The organism is Nocardioides taihuensis (assembly GCF_042657275.1).
GTDB lineage: Bacteria > Actinomycetota > Actinomycetes > Propionibacteriales > Nocardioidaceae > Nocardioides > Nocardioides taihuensis.
Genome location: NZ_JBHSKD010000027.1, coordinates 256,080 through 275,733 on the forward strand (window position 1 = coordinate 256,080; position 19,654 = coordinate 275,733).

The following is a 19,654-nucleotide window of genomic DNA, read 5'->3' on the forward strand; positions in this document are numbered from 1 at the left end:
GTCAGTCGGCGGCCTTGACGGCGAGCACCGGGCACTTGGCGTCGAGCAGCACCCGCTGGGCGTTGCTGCCGAGGATCAGCTTGCCGACCGGCGAACGGCGGCGCAGGCCGATGACGATCAGCTCGGCGTCGTTCTCGTCCGCGATCCCGATCAGGTCCTCGGCGGGCTCGAAGCCGCGCACGAGCTGGCGCACGTCGTAACTGACCCCCGCCGCGTCGAGCCGGCTGCGGACGTCGTCGAGCGTGGCCTCGGTCTGGTGCGAGGCCACGCTGTCGAAGTCGGCACCACCCCGGTGGGAGTTGACCACGACGATCTTGGACCCGCGCAGCTTCGCCTCGTCGATCGCCCGGTCCAGCGCCGCGTCACCCTCGGGCTTCGGCACGTACCCCACCACCACGGTCCCCATCGGGGCCCTCCTTGTCTGTCGTGCGTACGACGACTCGTCCAACGCCCTGCCGTTGCAGCCGGGCCTCCCCGGGCACGCTAACGGATCGGCACCCGCAGCGGCAGACCCGCCACGGACGAGCCTGCGCGCGGACCTGTGGAGGGACGCCGGTCACGGGTGTCGCGGCCGGGCAGGCTGGGTCCGTGGACACCGCTGCCGGCCTGCGACGCGCGGTGCTCGACCTGCGGGTCGCGCACCCGCGGGGCTGGTTCGCGCCCGAGCTGAGGGTCGGCCGGCCGGACGGGCGGTACGCCGGGCACCCGGCCGCTCCCCCGCCCGACCACGGCGCCGCCACCGACCTCGTGGCCGCCCTGCTGCGCCGGGCCGGCGACGACCCGGTCACGTGGCTGGTGCGGCCCGGCGACCTGACCACCCACGACCTCGACCCGCGGTGGTCGACCGCGGCGCGCGCCGCCTGCGCGGAGGCCGGCCTGCCGTGCACGTTCGTCGTGGTCACCCGGAGCGGCTGGTGGGAGCCGGCGACCGGCGAGCGCCGCAGCTGGCGACGGTTGCGCGACCGGTCCGGTGTGGCAGGCTCCGCGCCGTGAGCCTGCCCGACCCGAGCGACCTGCGGCTGGCGCCCCTGGCGCCCGCGCACGCGGCCGCCCTGGTCACGTGGCGCTACCCGGCGCCGTACGACGTCTACGACCTCGCCGACGCCGACCCGGCCGACCTGCTCGACCCGGACGCCGGCTTCCACGCGCTGCTGGCGGGCGAGGAGCTGGTCGGCTTCCGCTCCTACGGAGCCGACGGCCGCGTGCCCGGCTGGGACTACGACGGCCACCACCCCGGAGCGCTCGACACCGGTGGTGGCCTCCGGCCCGACCTGACCGGCCGGGGCCTGGGGCGCGCGGCGATCGCGGCCGGGCTGGCCCACGGCCGGGCACTCTTCGCGCCGACCGCCTTCCGCGTGACGGTCGCGGCGTTCAACACCCGCGCCCTGCGGGTGCTGGCCGGGCTCGGGTTCGAGCGGGTGGACGGCTTCGAGGCGGCGTACGACGGACGGCCGTTCGAGGTGCTGCTCCGGCAGGAGGTCTGAGGGTCAGCTCCAGGTGTGCACCGGCTCGTTGCTGTGCATGTTCTCGCGGTACTCCATCAGCGTGGTGCGCAGCGCGTCGTAGCGGTCGAGGCTCGAACGCGCGTGCATCTTGCCGGCGAACCAGTCCGCCCCGGTCACACCGGTCAGGCAGCGCTGCTCGATGATGCCGAGCAGCCGGTCGCGCTCGTCCGCGCCGACCCCCCACTCCTCGAGCCCCTCGTGGGCGAGGGGCAGCAGCCGGCGCAGCACCAGCTCGGTCGCCCGGACCTGGCCGATCGCCGGCCAGTAGATCTGGGCGTCGATGCCGTGCTCGGCGGCCACGTGGAAGTTCTCCTCGGCGGCGCTGAAGGACATCTGCGACCACAGCGGTCGCTCGCTGCCCGCGAGGGCACGGACCAGGCCGAAGTAGAGGGCGGCGTTCGCCATCATGTCGACCACCGTCGGACCGGCGCCGAGCACCCGGTTCTCGACCCGCAGGTGCGGGACGCCGAGCGCGATGTCGTAGACCGGCCGGTTCCAGCGGTAGATCGTCCCGTTGTGGAGGCGGAGCTCGGCGAGGTCGGGCACCCCGCCGGTCTCGAGCACCTCGAGCGGGTCCTGGTCGTCGGTGATCGGCAGCAGTGCGGGGAAGAACCGCACGTTCTCCTCGAAGAGGTCGAACACCGAGGTGATCCAGCGCTCGCCGAACCACACGCGGGGACGCACCCCCTGCGCCTTCAGCTCCTCGCTGCGGGTGTCGGTGGCCTGCTCGAACAGCGGGATCCGCGTCTCGCGCCACAACTCCTTGCCCAGCAGGTAGGGCGAGTTGGCCCCCACCGCGAGCTGGACCGCCGAGATCGCCTGCGAGGCGTTCCAGTACGCCGCGAACTGGTCGGGCGAGGTCTGCACGTGCAGCTGCATGCTCGTGCACGCCGCCTCGGGGACGATCGAGTCGGCCGTGGTGACCAGGCGCTCGGGCCCGGCGATCGCGATCCGGATGTCCTCGCCGCGCGCCGCCATGATCTGCTCGGAGAGCAGGCGGTAGCGCGGGTTGGCCGTGATCGAGTCGAGCGAGAAGTGCCCCTCGGCCAACGTCGGCAGGATCCCGATCATCACCAGGTGGGCCCCGACGTCGGAGGAGTGCTTCTCGGCCTCGTTGAGGCTGCGGCGCAGGGTCTCCTCGAAGGTGCTCAGCCCGTGCTCGCGGAGCCGGGCCGGCGGCACGTTGATCTCGATGTTGAACTGCCCGAGCTCGGTGACGAACGACGGGTCGGCGATCGCCGCCAGCGCCTCGGTGTTCTTCAGGGCCGGGTCCCCGTGGTCGTCGACCAGGTTGAGCTCGACCTCGAGACCGGTCATCGGGTCGTCGGTGTCGAAGCGCGCCTCGCGCAGCATCCGCGCGAACACGTCGAGGCAGCGACGCACCTTCTCGCGGTGCCGGGTCCGGTCTGCCCGGGTGAACTCCTGTGCCTCGACCTCTTCTCCCATGACCAGACCCTAGGCACCCGACGGTCGCCTTGGCGAGACTCACCACGGGTGGTCCGATCGCCCCCGGTCGTCCCAGGCCCGCGGGGACACCGCTGCCGCGAGCAGGTCGGAGACCACCGTGGCCAGCGTGTGGTGGGGATCCACGGTGCGGCAGCGGTCGACCGCGCACCAGGCGAGCGCCCCCTGGCCGGCGATCCAGGCGACCATCGCGAGGACGGCGGCGGCGTCGCCGAGCAGCTCGTCGGGCGCCCGCCGCACCAGGTCGGTCCAGACCCCGACGTGCGCGGCCGCGTCGGCGCGCGAGACCCCCAGCCAGGCCGCGTCGCGGGCCGCCTCGTCGTCGTGGACGGCCCGGAGCAGCCGCACCGCGTCGCCGGCGTCGGCGACCGCTCGCTCGCGCGCCAGCCGTGCGAGCGTGCTCCACACCCACAGCGGACCGGGGGCGACCACGATGCCCCGACCCGGCGCGAGCCGCTCGGCCACCGGGTCGAGCGTCGCGGCGAGGTGGGCGCGCGACTCGTGCACCACGACCCCCTCCACGACGGCGTGCGCCGCGAACGGGTGGCTCCCCACGTCGTACGGCGTGCCGGCGCCCGGCGGCTCCCCACCCGGCGGCACCGGCCACCAGCGGCACCCGTCGGCCCGCAGCGCCTCGACCACGTCGATCCCGGCCTCGCGGAACAGCCGGACCAGCCGGCCCAGGGTGCGACGGGCGGGCTCGGCGGCCTCGGCGTACGCGACGAACGCCACCCGCTCGACCCCGTGCTGGCGGGCCGGGGCGAGCAGCATCTCGGCCCACTCGTCGACCGACACGTCGGGCGGCGGCAGGTCGAGGCGGGCGTGGAAGCCGTGCTCGGGCCCGAAGGTGAGCATGACGACCGAGTCGGCCGGCACGAAGCCGAGCACGACGGGCACGAGGGCCAGGAGGTCCTCCGGGCCACGGGCGGTGAGGTGGGTGGGAGCGGGTGCGGTCATGGGGCCACGCTCGTCCACGTCGGGCCGGTCCGGGGCGGGCAGGACGGCTGCCTGTGGACGACGGTGTCCGGGAGCAGGCCTGTGGACGTCCCGCGGGCCGTCGGCGGCCGCCGGTAGGTTCCTCGCCATGCGACCGGACGCGTCCGTGCTGCACCTCGACCTCGATGCGTTCTTCGCCGCGGTCGAGCAGCGCGACAAGCCCTCGCTGCGCGGCAAGCCGGTCGTCGTGGGCGGCGTCGGCGGGCGCGGCGTGGTGGCCACGGCGTCCTACGAGGCGCGCAGGTACGGGGTGCGCTCGGCCATGTCGACCCGCGAGGCGCGGTCGCGCTGCCCGCACGCGGCGTTCCTCACCGGGCGGTTCCACGCCTACCGCGAGGCGAGCGAGCGGGTGATGGAGGTGCTGCGCAGCGTCTCGCCGCTCGTCGAGCCGCTGTCGCTCGACGAGGCGTTCGTCGACCTCGCCGCCGCGGGCCTGCCCGACCTGAGCGTGCCCACGGTCACCGAGGTCGCCGAGGAGATGCGGGCCCGTGTGCACGAGGTGACCGACGGCCTCACCGCGTCGGTCGGCATCGGCACCTCGAAGTTCATCGCCAAGGTCGCCAGCGACCTCGACAAGCCCGACGGCCTGGTGGTGGTCGCGCCCGGCACCGAGGTCGAGCTCCTGCGGCCGATGCACGTCACCGTGATCCCGGGCGTCGGGCCCGCGACCGCGGAGCGGTTGCGGCGGGCCGGCATCCACACGGTCGCCGACCTCGAGCGGGTCAGCCTCGACGAGCTCGTGCGGCTGCTCGGCAAGGCGCACGGCGCCGGCCTCTGGTCGCTGGCCCGGGCCGAGGACGACCGACCGGTCGAGCCCGACCGCGAGACCAAGAGCGTCAGCGTCGAGGGCACCTACGACACCGACCTCACCGACCGGAAGGTGATGGAGAGCGTGCTCACCCGCCAAGCGGGAGACGTGGCACGCCGGCTGCGGGCGAGCGGCCTCTCGGGACGCACCGTGTCGATCAAGGTGCGGCTCTACGACTTCACCACCCTCAGCCGCTCGACCACGCTCTCCTCCCCCACCGACACCGCCTCGACCGTGGCCCGGCTGGCCCGGGGGCTCCTCGCCGAGCTCGACACCTCCGGTGGCGTCCGGCTGCTCGGGGTGGGTGTCTCCGGCCTCGCCGACTGGATCCAGGAGGACCTGTTCGGCGACGACTTCGGCGACGGCCCCGGCGACGCGGACGAGGCGGACGACGCCGTGCCCGAGGTGCCGCTGCCGGGGCTCCCGGCGCGGCACCGGTCGGGCTGGGCGCCGGGCATGGACGTCGTCCACGCCGACCTCGGCCGGGGCTGGGTGTGGGGCGCCGGCCGGGGCGTGGTCACCGTGCGCTTCGAGACAGCGGAGACGCCGTCCGGGCCGGTGCGGTCGTTCGCCGACGACGACCCGGCCCTCACCCCCTGGCGTCCGCCCGAGCCGCCTGCCCCCGATGCGCCGGTGACCCCGCAGTCACCGACGCCGGCGTGAACCGCACCTCCTCGCCGGGCCGCAGCTGCGCGCAGCGCCAGAGGTCGTCGGCGACCACGACGGCCACCACGGGGTAGCCGCCGGTCGGCGGGTGGTCGGCCAGGAACACGACCGGCTGCCCGTCGGGCGGCACCTGCACCGCCCCCAGCACGATCCCCTCGCTGGGGAGCTCCTCGTCGCGGACCCGCGCCAGGGGGCGCCCCTGCAGCCGCAGGCCCACGCGGTTGGAGTCGGCCTGCACGGCGTACGGCGCCGCGGCCAGCGCCCGCAGCACGTCGGGCTCGCACCAGTCGGCCCGCGGGCCGGGCAGGAGGCGCAGCGGCCCGGGCCGGGCCGGGTGGGGCGCGTCGTGGTGGGCCGGCGGGGCGACGGCCACACCGAGCGGCAGCCGGTCGCCAGCGGCGACGGGCGCCGGGCCGACGCCGGCGAGCGTGTCGGTGGAGCGGGAGCCGAGCACGGGCGGCACGTCGATCCCGCCCGCCACCGCGACGTAGGACCGGACGCCGCGCACGGGGTGCCCGACCTCCAGCACGCCGCCCGCGGGCAGCCAGACCGCCTCACCGTGGGGAACGGCAGCGCCCGCCACGGTGACCGGCCCCGGAGCACCCGTGACCGCCACCCACCGGCCGGCGCCCGCCCGCAGCACGAGTCCGCCGAAGGTCACCTCCAGCAGGGCCGCGTCGGCGCCGTTGCCGACCACCCGGTTGGCCAGCTCGGCGGCGGGCGCGTCGAGGGCACCGGCGCGCGGGACGCCGAGGTGGGCGACGCCGGTGCGGCCGCGGTCCTGGACCGTGGTGAGGGCCCCCGCGGCGAGCACCTCCAGGTGGTCGGTCGGCCGGCTCACCGCGGCACGAACCTCACGCGCGTGCCGGGCGGGAGCATCGCCGGCGGGTCGCGGCGCTCGTCCCACAGGACGGCATCCGTCGTGCCGAGCACCCGCCAGCCGCCCGGGGAGGCGGTCGGGTAGACCCCGCACCAGTGCCCCGCGAGCGCCACGGCGCCGCGCGGGACCCGAACCCGGGGAGTGTCGAGCCGCGGCACGGCCCGGTGGTGCGGCAGACCGGCCAGGTAGGAAAAGCCCGGCGCGAAGCCGCAGAACTCGGCGACGAACTCGGTCGCGGCGTGCTCCGCGACGACGTCGTCCACGCCCACTCCCCACGCCTCCGCGACGAACGAGAGGTCGGCGCCGTCGTAGGTCACCGGCACCTCGACGACCTCACCGGCAGCGGGCGCCGCGCCCGGCTCCCAGTCCGCGAGGCCCGCGACGAGCGCCGCCGGGTCGGGCACTCCGTCGAAGAGCACCGTCGCGGCAGCAGGGACCACCTCGTCGGCAGCCACGCCGTGCTCGCGCGCCCACGCCGCGAGGGCACGGGCGGACGCGGCGTCGTCGACCTCGACGAGGAGCGCGTGGGGGCCGCAGGGACGGGTCAGCACGCCTCCAGCGTGGCATGCTGGTCGCGGCCCGGACGAGCACCGGGCCACCGGGCAGGGCCGGAATGGCCGGAAATGGGTGAGGGCCTCTTGGCGGTATGAGCGTCAAGAGGCCCTCGGCTCGACCGGCTGGGTGACGTCCGGTCGGACCCGGTCGGTCTTCCGATCCCGCCGTCCCCGTCACCGGGCCGACGCGGCGAGTTGCCTCGCCGTGCGGATCGTCGTCTTCGACCTGATCCCCAGCTCCCCCGCAAGCGGTTGAGCTGGTGGGAGAGTTCTATGCCCCGGAACCCGCGTGGCGCAAGGCTTCGGGGCAAAGAAGTCCGACATTCCTGCGGTCCCACAGGCGCGTCCACAGCCCGGGGTCCGTGCTCCACAGGACGGGACCGGTCGTCCACAGGTTCCGGAGGGTGCTGTGGAGGAGGTCAGAGCCGCTGCAGCCGGTACCCGGCCACCTCGAGCGCCCGTCGTACGGCGGTCGCGTGGGCCACCGCGCCGGGCGAGTCGCCGTGGACGCAGACCGAGTCCACGACGGCCGCGAGCCGCACCGCGTTGGCCGCCACCTCGTCGACGTCGTCGACCAGCGCCCCCGGCCGGTCGCGGGGCAGCAGCCGCCCGTCGGCGTCGTACCCGCGGTCGGGGAAGCCCTCGTGCCAGGTGTCGCGCCCGGCGCCCCGGGCGAGGTCGAGCAGCAGCGATCCGGGCATGCCGAGCACCGGCAGGTCCCCCGAGCCGCGCAGCACGCCCTCGGCCTGCTCACCGTCCTCGTGCACCCGGTGGTAGAGCGCCCCGTGCGGCTTGAGGTAGCGCACCTGCCCGCCCTCGGCCGCAGCGATCTCCGCGAGGCGTCCCACCTGGTCGGCCACCTGCTCGCGCAGCACCTCGGAGGCGATGTCGCGGGCGACGCGGCCGAAGTTCGGCCGGTCGTCGTAGGAGACCTGCGCACCGATGCTCACCCCGCGCCGCACCGCCTCGGCGCACACCGCACGCATGGTGTCCGGGGTGCCGGCGTGGTAGCCGCACGCGACGTTGGCGCTGGTCACCACGGCGATCAGCGCGGCGTCGTCGGTGACCTCCTCCCCGAGGTCGGCGTTGAGGTCCACCACCCGCTCGTCCACACCGGTCAGTATCGTCCCCGGCATGCAGCCTCCCGTGGCGGACCGCCGTCCTGTGACCAGCACCCACCACGGTCGGGAGCGGGTCGACGAGTACGACTGGCTCCGCGACAAGGACTCCCCCGAGGTGCGGGCCCACCTCGACGCCGAGAACGCCTACACCCAGGAGCGCACCGCCCACCTCGCCGACCTGCGGCAGACGGTGTTCGAGGAGATCCGGGCGCGCACGCTCGAGACCGACCTGTCGGTGCCGGTGCGGATCCGCGACCACTGGTACTACGGCCGCTCCTTCGAGGGCCGCGAGTACGGCGCGTCGTGCCGCGTGCCGGTGAGCGGTCCGGACGACTGGACGCCCCCGCAGCCCGACGAGGACTGCGCCCCCGACCAGCCGGCCCTGCCCGGCGAGGAGCTGCTGCTCGACCTCGACGCGCTCGCCGAGGGGCACGAGTTCTTCTCCCTCGGCGGCTCGTCGGTCTCGCCCGACGCCCGGATGCTCGCCTGGTCGGTCGACACCGAGGGCGACGAGCGCTACACGGTGCGGGTCAAGGACGTCGCGACCGGCGCCCTGCACGACGACGTGCTGACGGGCGTGCTGCGCGGAGTGACCTGGTCGCCCGACGGGCGCGACCTCTACTACACGACCGTCGACGACGCGTGGCGCTCCGACAAGGTCTGGCGGCACCGGCTCGGCACCCCCCAGGCCGACGACGAGCTGGTCCTGCACGAGACCGACCAGCGCTTCTACGTCGGCGTCGGCCGCTCGCGCTCCGACCGGTTCCTGGTGGTGGTGAGCGGCTCGAAGACGACCACCGAGTACCGGGTGCTGGACACCGAGCGGCCCGAGCTCGGGCTGCGGGTCTGGGCGGAGCGCGCCGAGGGGCTGGAGTACCACCTCGAGCACGCCGTGCTCGGCGGGCGCGACGTCTTCCTCGTGCTGCACAACGGGGCGGGGCCCGACTTCGAGCTGGGCGTCGGGGCATCGATCCGACACCGCGCCAGCAGTGGGAGCCCCTGATCGCGCACGACCCCGCCGTGCGCCTCGAGGACGTCGACGCCTACGCGACCCACCTCGTGGTCGGGCAGCGCAGCGGGGGCCTGACCCAGCTGCGGATCCTCGACCTCGACGCCGACGGCGTCGCCGACGACCACCTCGTGGAGTTCGACGAGGAGGTCTACACCGTCGGCGCCGGCGGCAACCCGTCGTTCGACTCCCCCGTCGTGCGGCTCGGCTACACCTCGCTGCGGATCCCCTCCTCGGTCTACGACTACGACGTGGCGACGCGCTCGCTCACGCTGCTCAAGCGCATGCCGGTGCTCGGCGGCTACGACCCCGACGACTACGAGGAGCACCGGCTCTGGGCGACGGCGGACGACGGCGAGCAGGTGCCGATCTCGCTGGTGGCACGCCGGGGGCTGGACCGCCCGGTGCCGCTGCTGCTCTACGGCTACGGCGCCTACGAGCACTCGATCGACCCCTCCTTCTCCGTCTCCCGGCTCGCGCTGCTCGACCGGGGGGCGGCCTTCGCGGTGGCGCACGTGCGCGGGGGCGGCGAGCTCGGGCGCCGGTGGTACGACGACGGCAAGCTGCTCGCCAAGCGCAACACGTTCACCGACTTCGTCGCCTGCGCCCGGCACCTGGCCCAGGCGGGCTGGACCACGCCCGACCTGACCGTGGCCGAGGGCGCGAGCGCCGGCGGGCTGCTGATGGGGGCCGTGGCGAACCTCGCGCCCGAGGCGTTCGGCGGGATCGTCGCCGGGGTGCCGTTCGTGGACGCGCTCACCTCGATGCTCGACTCGAGCCTCCCGCTCACGGTGACCGAGTACGACGAGTGGGGCGACCCCGAGCACGACGCCGTCGCCTACGACTACCTGGCCGGCTACGCGCCGTACGACAACGTGGCGGCGGTCGACTACCCGCCGATCCTGGCCGAGACCTCGCTCAACGACACCCGGGTGCTCTACGTCGAGCCGGCCAAGTGGGTGGCCCGGCTGCGGCACACCGCCACCGGCCGGCGCGACGTGCTGCTGCGCACCGAGATGGCGGCCGGCCACGGCGGCGTGTCCGGTCGGTACAAGTCGTGGCACGACCGGGCCTTCACCCTCGCCTGGATCCTCGACCGGATGGGGCTGGCCGACGGCTGAAAGTCCCCGTTCGGACCCAACCGCGGTCCCGTCGGCTCCGAACACCCGGTAGGGACTCCCCTGAGAAGTCCCTGAGAGTTCCTCCCCACGGCAACTCGATGCCTTGTCCAGACGTCGTTGGGGGTGAGGGCACCGGATCACATGGAGGGAATCTCCCGGGGTACGGAGCCGTTGGACGTGATGTGGGGCGGCGCCGGGGGGACCGGGTCGTCTCCCCACGACGAAGGAGGCGACAGGGATGGCCACACGCACGGCAACCATGGGGACTCGCGAGATCGAGGGCCGCGACAGCGTCGGCCTGTACCTCGACGAGATCGCCCGCAACCCCCTGCTCGACGCGATCACCGAGGTCGAGCTGTCCAAGACCATCGAGGCCGGCCTGATGGCCGAGCACCTGCTCGCGACCGGACGGGTCGGGCGCCGCAAGGGCGGCGCCCCGCTGTCGGCGACCGAGGAGGAGCTCGAGTGGCTCGCCGAGGAGGGCCGCAAGGCCGTCGACACGTTCATCACCGCCAACCTGCGGCTGGTGGTCTCCATCGCCCGCAAGTACGGCCGGGCGCAGATGCCGATGCTCGACCTGATCCAGGAGGGCAACACCGGCCTGATCCGCGCGGTCGAGAAGTTCGACTACACCAAGGGCTACAAGTTCTCGACCTACGCGACCTGGTGGGTGCGCCAGGCGATCACCCGCGGTATCGCCCAGCAGGCGCGCGTGGTGCGGCTGCCGGTGCACGTCGTCGAGGAGCTCAACCAGGTCGGTGGCGCGCGACGCACGCTCGAGCGTCAGCTCGGCCGTGACCCCGAGCCGCACGAGATCGCCGCCGAGCTCGGCATGGACCTCGACCGGGTCCTGGACCTGATGGCGTGGGGTCGCGAGCACGTCAGCCTCGACACCCCCGTCGACGAGGACGGAGACACCTCGCTCGGCGACCTGATGGCGCAGGAGACCTCGCCGGGCCCGGACCTGACGGTCCTCGACGTCGAGTCCCGCGACCGGCTCAACAGCCTCGTGGGCCTGCTCGACGACCGTTCGGCGGACATCATCCGCTCGCGCTACGGGCTCGTCGACGGCCGCCAGCACAAGCTGGCCGACATCGGCGCCAAGCACGGCATCTCCGCCGAGCGCGTCCGCCAGCTCGAGCGCGAGGCCCTGCAGAAGCTGCGTCGCCTCGGCGACCCCGACATGGCCGCCTGAGCCCGGGCCAGCCCCACCGCCACTCCCGTGAGCCCCCGTCGATCGCGACGGGGGCTCGTGGCGTCCTCGGGGTCCTCGGGGCTCAGAGGTTCGAGGTGAGCCAGACGAGCATGTCGACGGTCTGGGCGTTCCAGTAGACCCGGGTGTGCCCTCCGGGTCCGCCCACCCACGGGTCGGGCGGCGTGGGCGCTGCGGCGGCGAGTGCCTCGGCGCCGTCGCGGAACGGGTCGTCCTCGCCGCACCACAGGCCCCACGGCAGCGTCGCGAGGGCGTCGAGGCCCGCGTCGTCGGCAAGCGCGGGGTCACCCGCGTGCAGGGCCGGGCTGAAGAGCGCCAGCGCCGCTGGCCAGTCGGGCTCCACCTCGACGAAGCGCAGCGCGCCGTAGCCGCCGCGCGACCAGCCCCACAGCGCCCGGCGGTCGGCGTCGTACCCCCGCTCGTCGAGCCAGCCGGGCAGCTCGTCGCGCAGCATCGCCTGCGGGTCGGCTCCGGGGACCGGCACCCAGCCGGCCGGCCCGTCGTCGGTGCCCGCGAGCACGAACGGCGGGGCGCCGGCGCGCACCGCCGCGGTCACGAACCTGGGCAGGCCGAGGTCGCGGAATCCGGCGGCGGTCGCGCTCGAGCCGTGGAGCACCACGACCACCGGCAGGCCGGCGCCGTCGCCGTACCCGGCGGGCACGGCCGTGAACAGGTCGATCGGACCGAGGTGCTCGGAGTCCACCTGCTCGACCCGGACGGTCCCCTCGGGGACGTCGGGCACCCAGGGCTCGGGCAGGAGGCCGAGCGTCCGGCGGACCCGGTAGGTCACCGGTGCCGGCGCGAGCTCCCAGCCCACCGCACCGGCCGCGGCGACACCCGCCACCGCTCCCCCGCCGACCAGCAGCCCCCGTCGCGAGATCACGTCAGCTCCGCGACGATCTCCGCCACGCGGGCCCGCAGGTCCTCGAGGGTCCCGGTGTTGTCGATGACGTACGTCGCGATGGCGCGGCGGTCCTCCCGCGACGCCTGCGCGGCGATCCGTGCCTCGGCGTCCTCGCGCGTCATCCCGCGCTGCCCGACCATCCGCTCGACCTGGAGCTCCGCCGGCGCGTCCACGACGATCACCGCGTCGAAGGCGTCCGCCTGCCCGGTCTCGGCCAGGAGGGGGATGTCGTGCACGACGAGAGCGCCGGGCGGAGCCGCCGCCTCGAGCTCGGCGCCGCGGGCCCGCACGCGGGGGTGGACGATCGCCTCGAGCACCCGCCGCCTGGCCTCGTCGGCGAACACGATGGCGCCCAGCGCCGGCCGGTCGAGCTCGCCCTCGGGCGTCAGCACCCCGGGCCCGAAGGCGGCGACCACCTCGGCGAGCCCCTCGGTGCCGGGGGCCACCACCTCGCGGGCCAGCTGGTCGGCGTCGATGACCACGGCTCCGAGCTCGGCGAGCATCGCCGACACGGAGCTCTTCCCCGACGCCACGCCCCCGGTCAGTCCCACCCGCACGCGCCGACTGTAGGGCAACACCGAAGCCCGATCGGGTTCCCGGCCGTCCCGGGGAGTGCCCACCCACTGTGCCGCACCTCGCACGAGGTGCGAGCATCCGGGGATGGAGCTCATCGACCTCAGCCACGTCATCGAGGACGGCACGATCACCTACCCGGGGCTGCCGGCACCCGAGATCTCGGAGCACCTGGGCTTCGACGACTCCCACGACCTCTACGCGGCGGGCACCGAGTTCGCCATCGGTCGGATCAGCATGGTGGCCAACACCGGGACCTACCTGGACACACCGGCCCACCGCTACCGGGGTGCCGACGACCTGAGCCGCCTGCCGCTGGAGCGGTGCGCGCTCCTGCCCGGGATCGTGGTCGGGGCCGGGCCCGTGATCGGGCCGGACGAGCTGGAGGGCCTCGACGTCGACGGCCGGGCCGTCCTGCTCCGCACCGGGTGGGACCGGCACTGGGCCACGGACGCGTACGGCGACCCCGCGCACCCCTTCCTCACCGAGGCGGGTGCCCACCGGCTGGCGGAGGGCGGCGCGGCACTCGTGGGCATCGACTCCGTCAACATCGACGACACCCGCGCCGGTGCCCGCCCCGCGCACTCGGTGCTCCTGGCCGCCGGGATCCCGGTGGTCGAGCACCTCACCGGCCTCGACGGCCTGCCGGCGACCGGGTTCCGGTTCACCGCCGTTCCGCCCGCCGTCCGGGGCATGGCGACCTTCCCGGTGCGCGCGTTCGCGACGGTGGAGTGAGGCGCGACTCGCCGGTCAGCCCACTGACACCGCGGCGTTGCCCGCCGCGGTGGCGCGGCACACGTCGTCCCACGGGGTCGGTGCGAGCCCGAGGTCGCGGGTGATCGCCGAGGAGTCGAGCACGTAGGGCCGCTCGAACTGCCACCGCGTGCTCCGCAGCTCGCGCAGCATCGGCACGACCGGGGCCGCCGCGTCGACGAGCAGGCGCGGGTAGGAACGCACCGACACCGGCTCGACGCCGGCAGCCCGGCACACGTCGGCCAGGGCCTCGCGCTGGGTGCGCGGCGGGTTGGTGGGGGCGTGCCACACGCGGCCCCAGGCGTCGGGACGTCCGGCCACGGCGACCATCGCCCGCGCCATGTCGCGCACGTCGGTCCACGAGTGGGGCTGGTCGGGACTGCCGAGCACCCGGACCGCCTTGCCGGCCAGCAGCGCCGGCACCAGCCGCGTGACGTGCCCGTTGTCCCCCACGCCCGGCCCCACGTAGTCGGAGCCGCGCACCTCGACGGCCCGCAGCCGCCCGGCCTCGTGCCCGGCCAGCGCGTCGGCCCACATCCGCGCCCGCAGCACGCCCTTGGTGTCGGTGGCCGCGTCGGGCATGCCCTCGACCATCGGGCGGTCGACCGGGCCGTAGGGGTAGAGGTTGCCGGTGATGACCAGGAGCGCGCCGGACGCCTCCGCAGCCGCCAGCACCGCGGCGGCCATCGGGGGCCAGTCGCGCGTCCACGCGGTGTAGTCCGCGGGGTTGAGGCAGTTGTGGAGCACGTCGACGCCGGCGGCCAGGGCCGTCAGCGCGCCCGCGTCGGCGGCGTCGACGGCCACGCGGCGGGCGCCGGGCACCTCAGGCCCGCGGCCGGACCGGCTGGCGAGGACGACGTCCTCACCCTGCTCGGCGAGAAGGGCGGCAGTGGCGCGGCCGACGGGACCGGCACCGAGGACCAGGTGACGCTGGGACATGGGGTTCTCCTTCGAGGGACGACGGGCGAGAGCACCGCTCTCGTTCTGATCCTGACACCCGTCGAACCGAAATGCAAGAGCGCTGCTCTTGTTTGTTGCCGATGCTCTCGACATGCGTCAGGATGGGCCCGTGACCGCCGCCCCCGAGGAGTCCCTGCCCCGCACCGCCCGTGAGCGCGCGCGGGCCGAGATCACCCGCACCATCCAGGAGACCGCGCGCCGCCACCTCGCCGACACGGGGCCGGCTGGCCTCTCGCTGCGGGCCATCGCGCGCGAGGTCGGCATGGTGTCCTCCGCGGTCTACCGCTACTTCCCCAGTCGCGACGACCTGCTGACCGCCCTCATCATCGAGTCGTACGACGAGCTGGGCACGGCCGTCGAGCAGGCCGAGGCCGCCGTTCCCGAGCGCACCGACCTCCGCGCACGGTTCGGCGCCATCGCCCACGCGGTGCGCGGCTGGGCCCGGGCGCACCCGCACGAGTACGCCCTGATCTACGGCTCCCCCGTCCCCGGCTACGCGGCCCCCACCGACACGATCGCGTCGGCCACGCGCGTGCCCGCGGCGCTCCTGGGCGTCGCCACCGGCCTCGCGGAGCAGGAGGTGGCGCTCGGCGCACCGCCCCTGCCGGTGCCCCCGGCCGAGCACGAGGCGGTCGCCGGCGTGCAGGCGGCGCTCGAGTCCGACCTCGACGACGCGCTCATGGTCCGGTCGCTGATGGCGTGGAGCACGCTGTTCGGGCACGTCTCGCTCGAGCTGTTCGGCCACATGCACAACGCCGTCCTCGACTACGACACCCACTTCGCCCACGTCGTCGACCAGCTCGCCGCCGATCTGGGGCTGCGTCCCTGACGACCTCGCGGGGACGGCCGCTGCGGCTGTGCGCCGCCTGCGCTCGTCGGCAGGACGCTGAGCAGAGCCAGTGGCGTGGTCGAGGTCCGTTCGTGGCTCCGGCGTTCGGCGTCCGGCTCCTGCGGTCCGTCCACGACGCGTCCGTCGGATGGGACCCGCCCACGGATGCCGTCTTCCGCGTACCCGACGTGACGTCCGACGGGGAGACCGTGTGGTGTCACGGCGACGTCGGACCCCGGAACATGGTGTGGCACGGGCGACGCGGCCGTCGGCCTCACGCCCGCGACGACGAGAACGCACTGGACTGGCACCACTTCCCGACCGTGCCCGAACGGGCGCAGAACGCGCCTGGGCCCCATGGGTCGATCTCACGGCCGCGTTCTCTGTGCGGGAGTCGCGCACTTACCGCGGCGATACCGGGCTCTGGCTGAGTTGTGGGTCGAAGGCGACCGGGCTGCGGTGCTCGGTCCACAATCGGCCGAGGAGGCCACCATGAACCGCTGGACGATCGGGATCGCAGGGCTGTCAGCTGCCCTTCTTGCCGCGTGCTCGGGGACGCAGGCTGATACGCCGTCGGGCACGAGCTCCGCTGGTGAGAGCGCGGACAAGATGTCCGTCGTGCTCGTCGACGACGGCATCGGCTCGCTCGGACCCAAGGAGGGGGAGGAGGACTCGTGCCCGGGGTGCTCGCGGTGGCCGACGCAGTTCGCTGACCAGGTCGCGCAGGTGGCCGGACGCGAGGCGAGCGTGACGTCCTTCCGGGCCCCCGGCGTGCCTGAGGCGCGAGAGCTGGTCTCCGGGGACTCCGACACGCGCGCCGCGATCGCCGACGCGTCCGTCGTCGTCGTCGCGACCGGCGCCTTCAACTCCCTGCCGGACCCGGACACCGGCATCGGGTGCCCGCCGGCCGCCACCGAGGAGCCGACGTACGCCGCATGGGCGCGGACGACGAAACCGGCCTGCCTGGCGGAGATGATCAAGACCTACGGACTGCTGTACGACAGCGTCTTCGCCGAGATCAACAAGCTGCGCGCAGGCAAGCCCACGGTGTTCATCGCGATGAACGTGCCCGACTACAACCTCGAGGTCGGTGGTCCCGACACGTTGCTGGGCCAGGTCCAGGGTGTCGAGCGAGCCTGGGCGAAGCGGTTCGCCGTCGCCGCCAACGACCGTTGGAACGAGATGCTCGCTGAGCGGGCCCGGGCTGCCGGCTTCCAGCTGGTCGACATCTACCACGCCCTGAACGGACCGGACGGCACGGACCCCGGCGCGCAGTTCAGCGCGGGAGGCGGTCACCCGAACCAGGCGGGTCACGACCTGATCGCCGACCTGATCGCCCAGGTGGACCTCAGCGCGCTCGATCCCAACTAGCAGGTGGAGACGGCGGGAGTGGCGCCGATGCTCGTGCGCCACTCCTCGCTGTTCAGGCCTCGGCCCGCCAGGCGGCACGCCTCGGCGATCCACGGCTGGACGGACTCGTCCCAGGGCGAGATCAGTGTCGAGTCGAGACGGAACGACACGACCTCGCCCTCGTTGTCGCGGATCACGCCACGAACCGGTTGCAGCGCCCAGGTCCGGCTGCCCCCCGGCCCGGAGGCCGTCACTGTGGTTCCTGCGGGGTCGAAGGTGTGCGCCCACACCGGATCGTCGCTGTTCTTGACCTGCATGACCTCGCGTCCCGCGACCAGGTCGAAGACAGTCGTCGTTCCCTCGTCGGAGAACCCGTCCTCGCTGATGCCCCATGCCAGCAGCCGACCGTCGGGACTGAAGGCGAGAGCGTTGGGCGTGGACGGAGTCGGGATCTTCCTGGTCGTGTCCAGGGTGCGTGCGTCGAGGACCTCGATGCCCACCGGCCCCGCGACGGCCAGCTTCTGCCCGTCGGGTGAGAGCGCCGCGAAGCCGGGCTGGTCCGGCTCGTCGGACAGGCCGTCGACGAACAGGCGCGCGAGCGGCCTCCCCGAGCGCGCGTCGTACGACGTCACGCGCGAGCGCGCGACGTCGATCTCGATCCGCCTGTCCCTGGTCGGGTGGAACACGACCGATCGGTCGAGCACCAGTCCGTCAGTGGAGCGTGGTGCCGGGTCGACGGAGACCAGGCCGGGGAACCTGGCGAAGACTTCCAGGGCGTGGCGCCGGGCCGCTTCGGAGTCGTCCATGCTGAGCGCTTGCGCTGCCAGGGCGAAGGCGACCGTGGGGTTGCGGGCCGTCTCGGCGATCGCACCGATGCGCAGTGCCTCGCTCTGCTGCTCGGCTCTCACCGCCTGGTCGCGCGCGGCTCTGGCCGCGCCGGTCTGGCGAACCGAGGCGACCGATGCGGCCAGGGCGGCGACGAGGAAGATCACGCCCACCCCGAGCGCGAGCCGTAGCCGCGAGTTCGCGCGGTGCTGCGCGGCGAGCAGCTCGCGAGTGCGTCGCAGCTCCTCATCGGCCTGGTCCCGGGACGCAGCAAGGAACTCGCGTTCGAGGTCGGTCAGCTCCTGCGGGTGCGCGCTGCCCCACTGGAGTGCGGCGTCGAGCCGGGCACCGCGGTACAGCGCCTCGGGGGCACGCGCGAGCCGGTCCCACTCCAGTGCCTCCACCGAGAGGTGCCGCAACAACCGCTGCTCCTCGCGATCCTCCTCGAGCCAGCCCACCAGCCGGGGCCAGTGCTGAGCAAGGGCCTCGTGGGCCAGCTGCAGCTCCACCTGCTCGGTCAGGGCGAGCAGCCGCTCGTCCAGCAACTGGTCGATGACCGGGTGGTCGGGGACGGTCGATCTGGGCACGCTGACGCGCACCGGTGTGCCGCCGTCGGAGGTGACCAGCCGCAGGAACAACGAGCGGACGCGTTCTCGATCATGCGGATCCAGGCCCTGATAGACCCCATCGGCGGTGCTCGCGACTGCCTGACGAACGCCGCCCGACGCCTGATAGCCCACGACCGTCAAGGTGTTCCCCTCCACTCGCTGCCACGTGCCGACCAGCACGTGGGAGAGCAGGGGCAACGCGCTCGGTTCGCCGCCACAGTCCCGTACGAGCAGTTCCACCAGACCCGGCTCCAGACGCAGTCCCACCTGCCTCGCCGGATCCTCGATGGCCCGGCGGAGTCCTGGTTCGTCCAGCGGCCGCAAGACGTACAGACCTCGTTCGACGAGGGTCACGAAGCCGTCGTACGCCGAGAGTGCCTCGAGGTGGTCCGCCCGGGTCACCACCACCACGTGTCCGGGGTGCGCGGCAACCCTGTGGAAGAAGGCGTGTGCCTCTTCGGGGTCCGCACACAAGGTGACGGCCTCCTCGGCCTGGTCGATCACCAGCCCCTCGTTCGCGTCCACGCCCTCCAACGCGGTCAACGGGTGCGAGCCCGGCGTGAGCACCCGAGCTCCCGGGAGGCGTGGAACCAGCCCGGCCCTGGCCAGCGAGGACTTGCCGCTGCCAGACACCCCAGCCACGACCAGGCTGCCCGCGCTGTGAAGGCGGTCCAGGCAGACGGCGATCTCCTCATCGCGGCCGCAGAAGACGTCCGCGTCGTCCGGTTGGTAAGCGAGCAGCCCCGGCCAGGGACACCCGGCCCGCGGATCGACGGCGGGCGGGACCTCGAGACCGGGTTCATGCCGCAGGATCGCCAGCTCCAGGGCAGCTGCCTCGGGACTCGGGTCGATCCCCAGCTCCTCCCGCAAGGTCAACCGGAGGCGATCGAGAGCGGCCAGGGCATCGGCCTGCCTTCCCGCGACATAGAGCACGCGCGCGAAGATCACCCAGCGCGCCTCACGAAACGGTGTCAGCTCGGCAAGCCGACGCGCCTCTTCCACCACCTCCACCGCACGACCGGCAGCCAGCATCGCCTCCAGGTGCAGGTCTTGCGCCGACTCCAGGAGGCCCTCCAGACGGGTAGCCTCGGCCACCGCCGGCGGCCAGTCCCCCAGCTCGGGGAAGGGCGAACCCTGCCACAGCTCCAGCGCCTCGGAGACCTCCCGAGCAGCGCGGTCCGCCAGCCCCGACGCGAACGTCTCCCGGGCGTGACGCACCCGGACCTCGAAGCAGGTCAGGTCCAGCTCAGCCTCGGGAACAGTCAGGCGGTACCCGCCTGTCTCGGTCGCGAGCATCGCGTCAGGGCCCAACGTCCGCCTCAGCCGCACCACAGCCCCCTGCACCACCTTGCGGTACGACGGAGGAGGGTCGTCGCCCCACAACGCAGAGCCGATCTCCTCGACTGTCAGCACGGATCCGCGACGTGCCACCAGCGCCGCCAGGACTGTTCGATCCCGAGGTTGCAGCTCATCCCGCCCAGGCACCCCGACCGGACCCAGGACCCTGATTTCCAC

The 19,654-nt window shown here is 73.9% G+C and carries 19 protein-coding genes; 9 read left to right on the forward strand and 10 right to left on the reverse strand.

What is annotated here, in order from left to right; genetic code table 11:
* Position 1: 1 nt before the first annotated feature.
* A complete protein-coding gene (locus tag ACFPGP_RS19235) occupies positions 2–406 on the reverse strand; it encodes a universal stress protein (protein WP_378592564.1) in 405 nt (134 codons plus the stop codon).
* A 182-nt stretch (positions 407–588) separates the two neighbouring features.
* On the opposite strand from ACFPGP_RS19235, the gene ACFPGP_RS19240 reads away from it, so the two are divergent.
* Positions 589–993 (forward strand): hypothetical protein, encoded by a 405-nt coding sequence (locus ACFPGP_RS19240; RefSeq protein ID WP_378592565.1) that lies wholly within the window; start codon positions 589–591, stop codon positions 991–993.
* Complete coding sequence (locus tag ACFPGP_RS19245; protein ID WP_378592566.1) at positions 990–1,484, forward strand: GNAT family N-acetyltransferase; 495 nt, start codon at positions 990–992, stop codon at positions 1,482–1,484. The genes ACFPGP_RS19240 and ACFPGP_RS19245 overlap by 4 nt, the downstream gene beginning before the upstream one ends.
* A gap of 3 nt (positions 1,485–1,487) precedes the next feature.
* On the opposite strand, the gene ACFPGP_RS19250 is transcribed toward ACFPGP_RS19245, so the two are convergent.
* Both ACFPGP_RS19250 and ACFPGP_RS19255 read right to left on the reverse strand, forming a co-directional pair.
* Positions 1,488–2,951 (reverse strand): glutamate-cysteine ligase family protein, encoded by a 1,464-nt coding sequence (locus tag ACFPGP_RS19250; protein ID WP_378592567.1) that lies wholly within the window; start codon positions 2,949–2,951, stop codon positions 1,488–1,490.
* 39 nt (positions 2,952–2,990) lie between these two features.
* Positions 2,991–3,926: a DUF4192 domain-containing protein gene (locus ACFPGP_RS19255; RefSeq protein WP_378592568.1), complete on the reverse strand. Its 936-nt coding sequence runs from the start codon at positions 3,924–3,926 to the stop codon at positions 2,991–2,993.
* A gap of 127 nt (positions 3,927–4,053) precedes the next feature.
* Between ACFPGP_RS19255 and ACFPGP_RS19260 the strand changes: the two genes are divergently transcribed.
* Entirely contained in the window at positions 4,054–5,436 is a 1,383-nt protein-coding gene (locus tag ACFPGP_RS19260) for a DNA polymerase IV (RefSeq protein WP_378592569.1), read from the forward strand.
* Here ACFPGP_RS19260 and ACFPGP_RS19265 read toward each other — a convergent pair.
* From ACFPGP_RS19265 to ACFPGP_RS19275, 3 genes are all read right to left on the reverse strand, one after another.
* Complete coding sequence (locus ACFPGP_RS19265; RefSeq protein WP_378592570.1) at positions 5,363–6,280, reverse strand: 5-oxoprolinase subunit C family protein; 918 nt, start codon at positions 6,278–6,280, stop codon at positions 5,363–5,365. The two genes, ACFPGP_RS19260 and ACFPGP_RS19265, sit on opposite strands and share 74 nt — an antisense overlap.
* Positions 6,277–6,870: a 5-oxoprolinase subunit B family protein gene (locus ACFPGP_RS19270; protein ID WP_378592571.1), complete on the reverse strand. Its 594-nt coding sequence runs from the start codon at positions 6,868–6,870 to the stop codon at positions 6,277–6,279. Before ACFPGP_RS19270 ends, ACFPGP_RS19265 begins: the two co-directional genes overlap by 4 nt.
* A 422-nt stretch (positions 6,871–7,292) precedes the next feature.
* Complete coding sequence (locus tag ACFPGP_RS19275; RefSeq protein ID WP_378592572.1) at positions 7,293–7,985, reverse strand: 5-oxoprolinase subunit PxpA; 693 nt, start codon at positions 7,983–7,985, stop codon at positions 7,293–7,295.
* A gap of 22 nt (positions 7,986–8,007) precedes the next feature.
* Between ACFPGP_RS19275 and ACFPGP_RS19280 the strand changes: the two genes are divergently transcribed.
* The 3 genes from ACFPGP_RS19280 (at position 8,008) to ACFPGP_RS19290 (ending at position 11,319) form a co-directional block, all read left to right on the forward strand.
* Positions 8,008–8,997 carry a S9 family peptidase gene (locus ACFPGP_RS19280; RefSeq protein ID WP_378592573.1) on the forward strand — a complete coding sequence of 330 codons (990 nt, stop codon included), beginning with the start codon at positions 8,008–8,010 and terminating at the stop codon, positions 8,995–8,997.
* Between the two features lie 17 nt (positions 8,998–9,014).
* Positions 9,015–10,124 (forward strand): prolyl oligopeptidase family serine peptidase, encoded by a 1,110-nt coding sequence (locus tag ACFPGP_RS19285; RefSeq protein WP_378592574.1) that lies wholly within the window; start codon positions 9,015–9,017, stop codon positions 10,122–10,124.
* Positions 10,125–10,362: 238 nt separating this feature from the next.
* Complete coding sequence (locus ACFPGP_RS19290) at positions 10,363–11,319, forward strand: sigma-70 family RNA polymerase sigma factor (protein ID WP_378592575.1); 957 nt, start codon at positions 10,363–10,365, stop codon at positions 11,317–11,319.
* Between the two features lie 82 nt (positions 11,320–11,401).
* On the opposite strand, the gene ACFPGP_RS19295 is transcribed toward ACFPGP_RS19290, so the two are convergent.
* Together ACFPGP_RS19295 and coaE are read right to left on the reverse strand one after the other, a co-directional pair.
* Complete coding sequence (locus ACFPGP_RS19295) at positions 11,402–12,220, reverse strand: alpha/beta hydrolase (RefSeq protein WP_378592576.1); 819 nt, start codon at positions 12,218–12,220, stop codon at positions 11,402–11,404.
* Entirely contained in the window at positions 12,217–12,798 is a 582-nt protein-coding gene (gene coaE, locus ACFPGP_RS19300; RefSeq protein ID WP_378592577.1) for a dephospho-CoA kinase, read from the reverse strand. The genes ACFPGP_RS19295 and coaE overlap by 4 nt, the downstream gene beginning before the upstream one ends.
* Before the next feature lie 103 nt (positions 12,799–12,901).
* Between coaE and ACFPGP_RS19305 the strand changes: the two genes are divergently transcribed.
* Positions 12,902–13,549: a cyclase family protein gene (locus ACFPGP_RS19305; protein WP_378592578.1), complete on the forward strand. Its 648-nt coding sequence runs from the start codon at positions 12,902–12,904 to the stop codon at positions 13,547–13,549.
* Between the two features lie 15 nt (positions 13,550–13,564).
* On the opposite strand, the gene ACFPGP_RS19310 is transcribed toward ACFPGP_RS19305, so the two are convergent.
* Positions 13,565–14,506, reverse strand: coding sequence for an NAD-dependent epimerase/dehydratase family protein (locus tag ACFPGP_RS19310; protein WP_378592579.1), 942 nt, complete (start codon positions 14,504–14,506; stop codon positions 13,565–13,567).
* A gap of 130 nt (positions 14,507–14,636) precedes the next feature.
* On the opposite strand from ACFPGP_RS19310, the gene ACFPGP_RS19315 reads away from it, so the two are divergent.
* Together ACFPGP_RS19315 and ACFPGP_RS19320 are read left to right on the forward strand one after the other, a co-directional pair.
* The gene (locus tag ACFPGP_RS19315) at positions 14,637–15,356 is read left to right on the forward strand and encodes a TetR/AcrR family transcriptional regulator (protein WP_378592580.1); all 720 of its coding nucleotides are present in this window, start codon (positions 14,637–14,639) and stop codon (positions 15,354–15,356) included.
* A gap of 609 nt (positions 15,357–15,965) precedes the next feature.
* Positions 15,966–16,727, forward strand: coding sequence for a GDSL-type esterase/lipase family protein (locus tag ACFPGP_RS19320; protein WP_378592581.1), 762 nt, complete (start codon positions 15,966–15,968; stop codon positions 16,725–16,727).
* Here the strand turns inward: ACFPGP_RS19320 and ACFPGP_RS19325 are convergent.
* Positions 16,724–19,654: an nSTAND1 domain-containing NTPase gene (locus ACFPGP_RS19325; protein WP_378592582.1), complete on the reverse strand. Its 2,931-nt coding sequence runs from the start codon at positions 19,652–19,654 to the stop codon at positions 16,724–16,726. The genes ACFPGP_RS19320 and ACFPGP_RS19325 overlap by 4 nt on opposite strands.

Bases quoted from the DNA above. Each gene is read 5' to 3' on its own strand.
- ACFPGP_RS19235 (WP_378592564.1), bottom strand. From the start codon at position 406: ATGGGGACCGTGGTGGTGGGGTACGTGCCGAAGCCCGAGGGTGACGCG.
- ACFPGP_RS19250 (WP_378592567.1), bottom strand. From the start codon at position 2,951: ATGGGAGAAGAGGTCGAGGCACAGGAGTTCACCCGGGCAGACCGGACC.
- ACFPGP_RS19255 (WP_378592568.1), bottom strand. From the start codon at position 3,926: ATGACCGCACCCGCTCCCACCCACCTCACCGCCCGTGGCCCGGAGGAC.
- ACFPGP_RS19260 (WP_378592569.1), top strand. From the start codon at position 4,054: ATGCGACCGGACGCGTCCGTGCTGCACCTCGACCTCGATGCGTTCTTC.
- ACFPGP_RS19280 (WP_378592573.1), top strand. From the start codon at position 8,008: ATGCAGCCTCCCGTGGCGGACCGCCGTCCTGTGACCAGCACCCACCAC.
- ACFPGP_RS19290 (WP_378592575.1), top strand. From the start codon at position 10,363: ATGGCCACACGCACGGCAACCATGGGGACTCGCGAGATCGAGGGCCGC.
- ACFPGP_RS19305 (WP_378592578.1), top strand. From the start codon at position 12,902: ATGGAGCTCATCGACCTCAGCCACGTCATCGAGGACGGCACGATCACC.
- ACFPGP_RS19310 (WP_378592579.1), bottom strand. From the start codon at position 14,506: ATGTCCCAGCGTCACCTGGTCCTCGGTGCCGGTCCCGTCGGCCGCGCC.
- ACFPGP_RS19320 (WP_378592581.1), top strand. From the start codon at position 15,966: ATGTCCGTCGTGCTCGTCGACGACGGCATCGGCTCGCTCGGACCCAAG.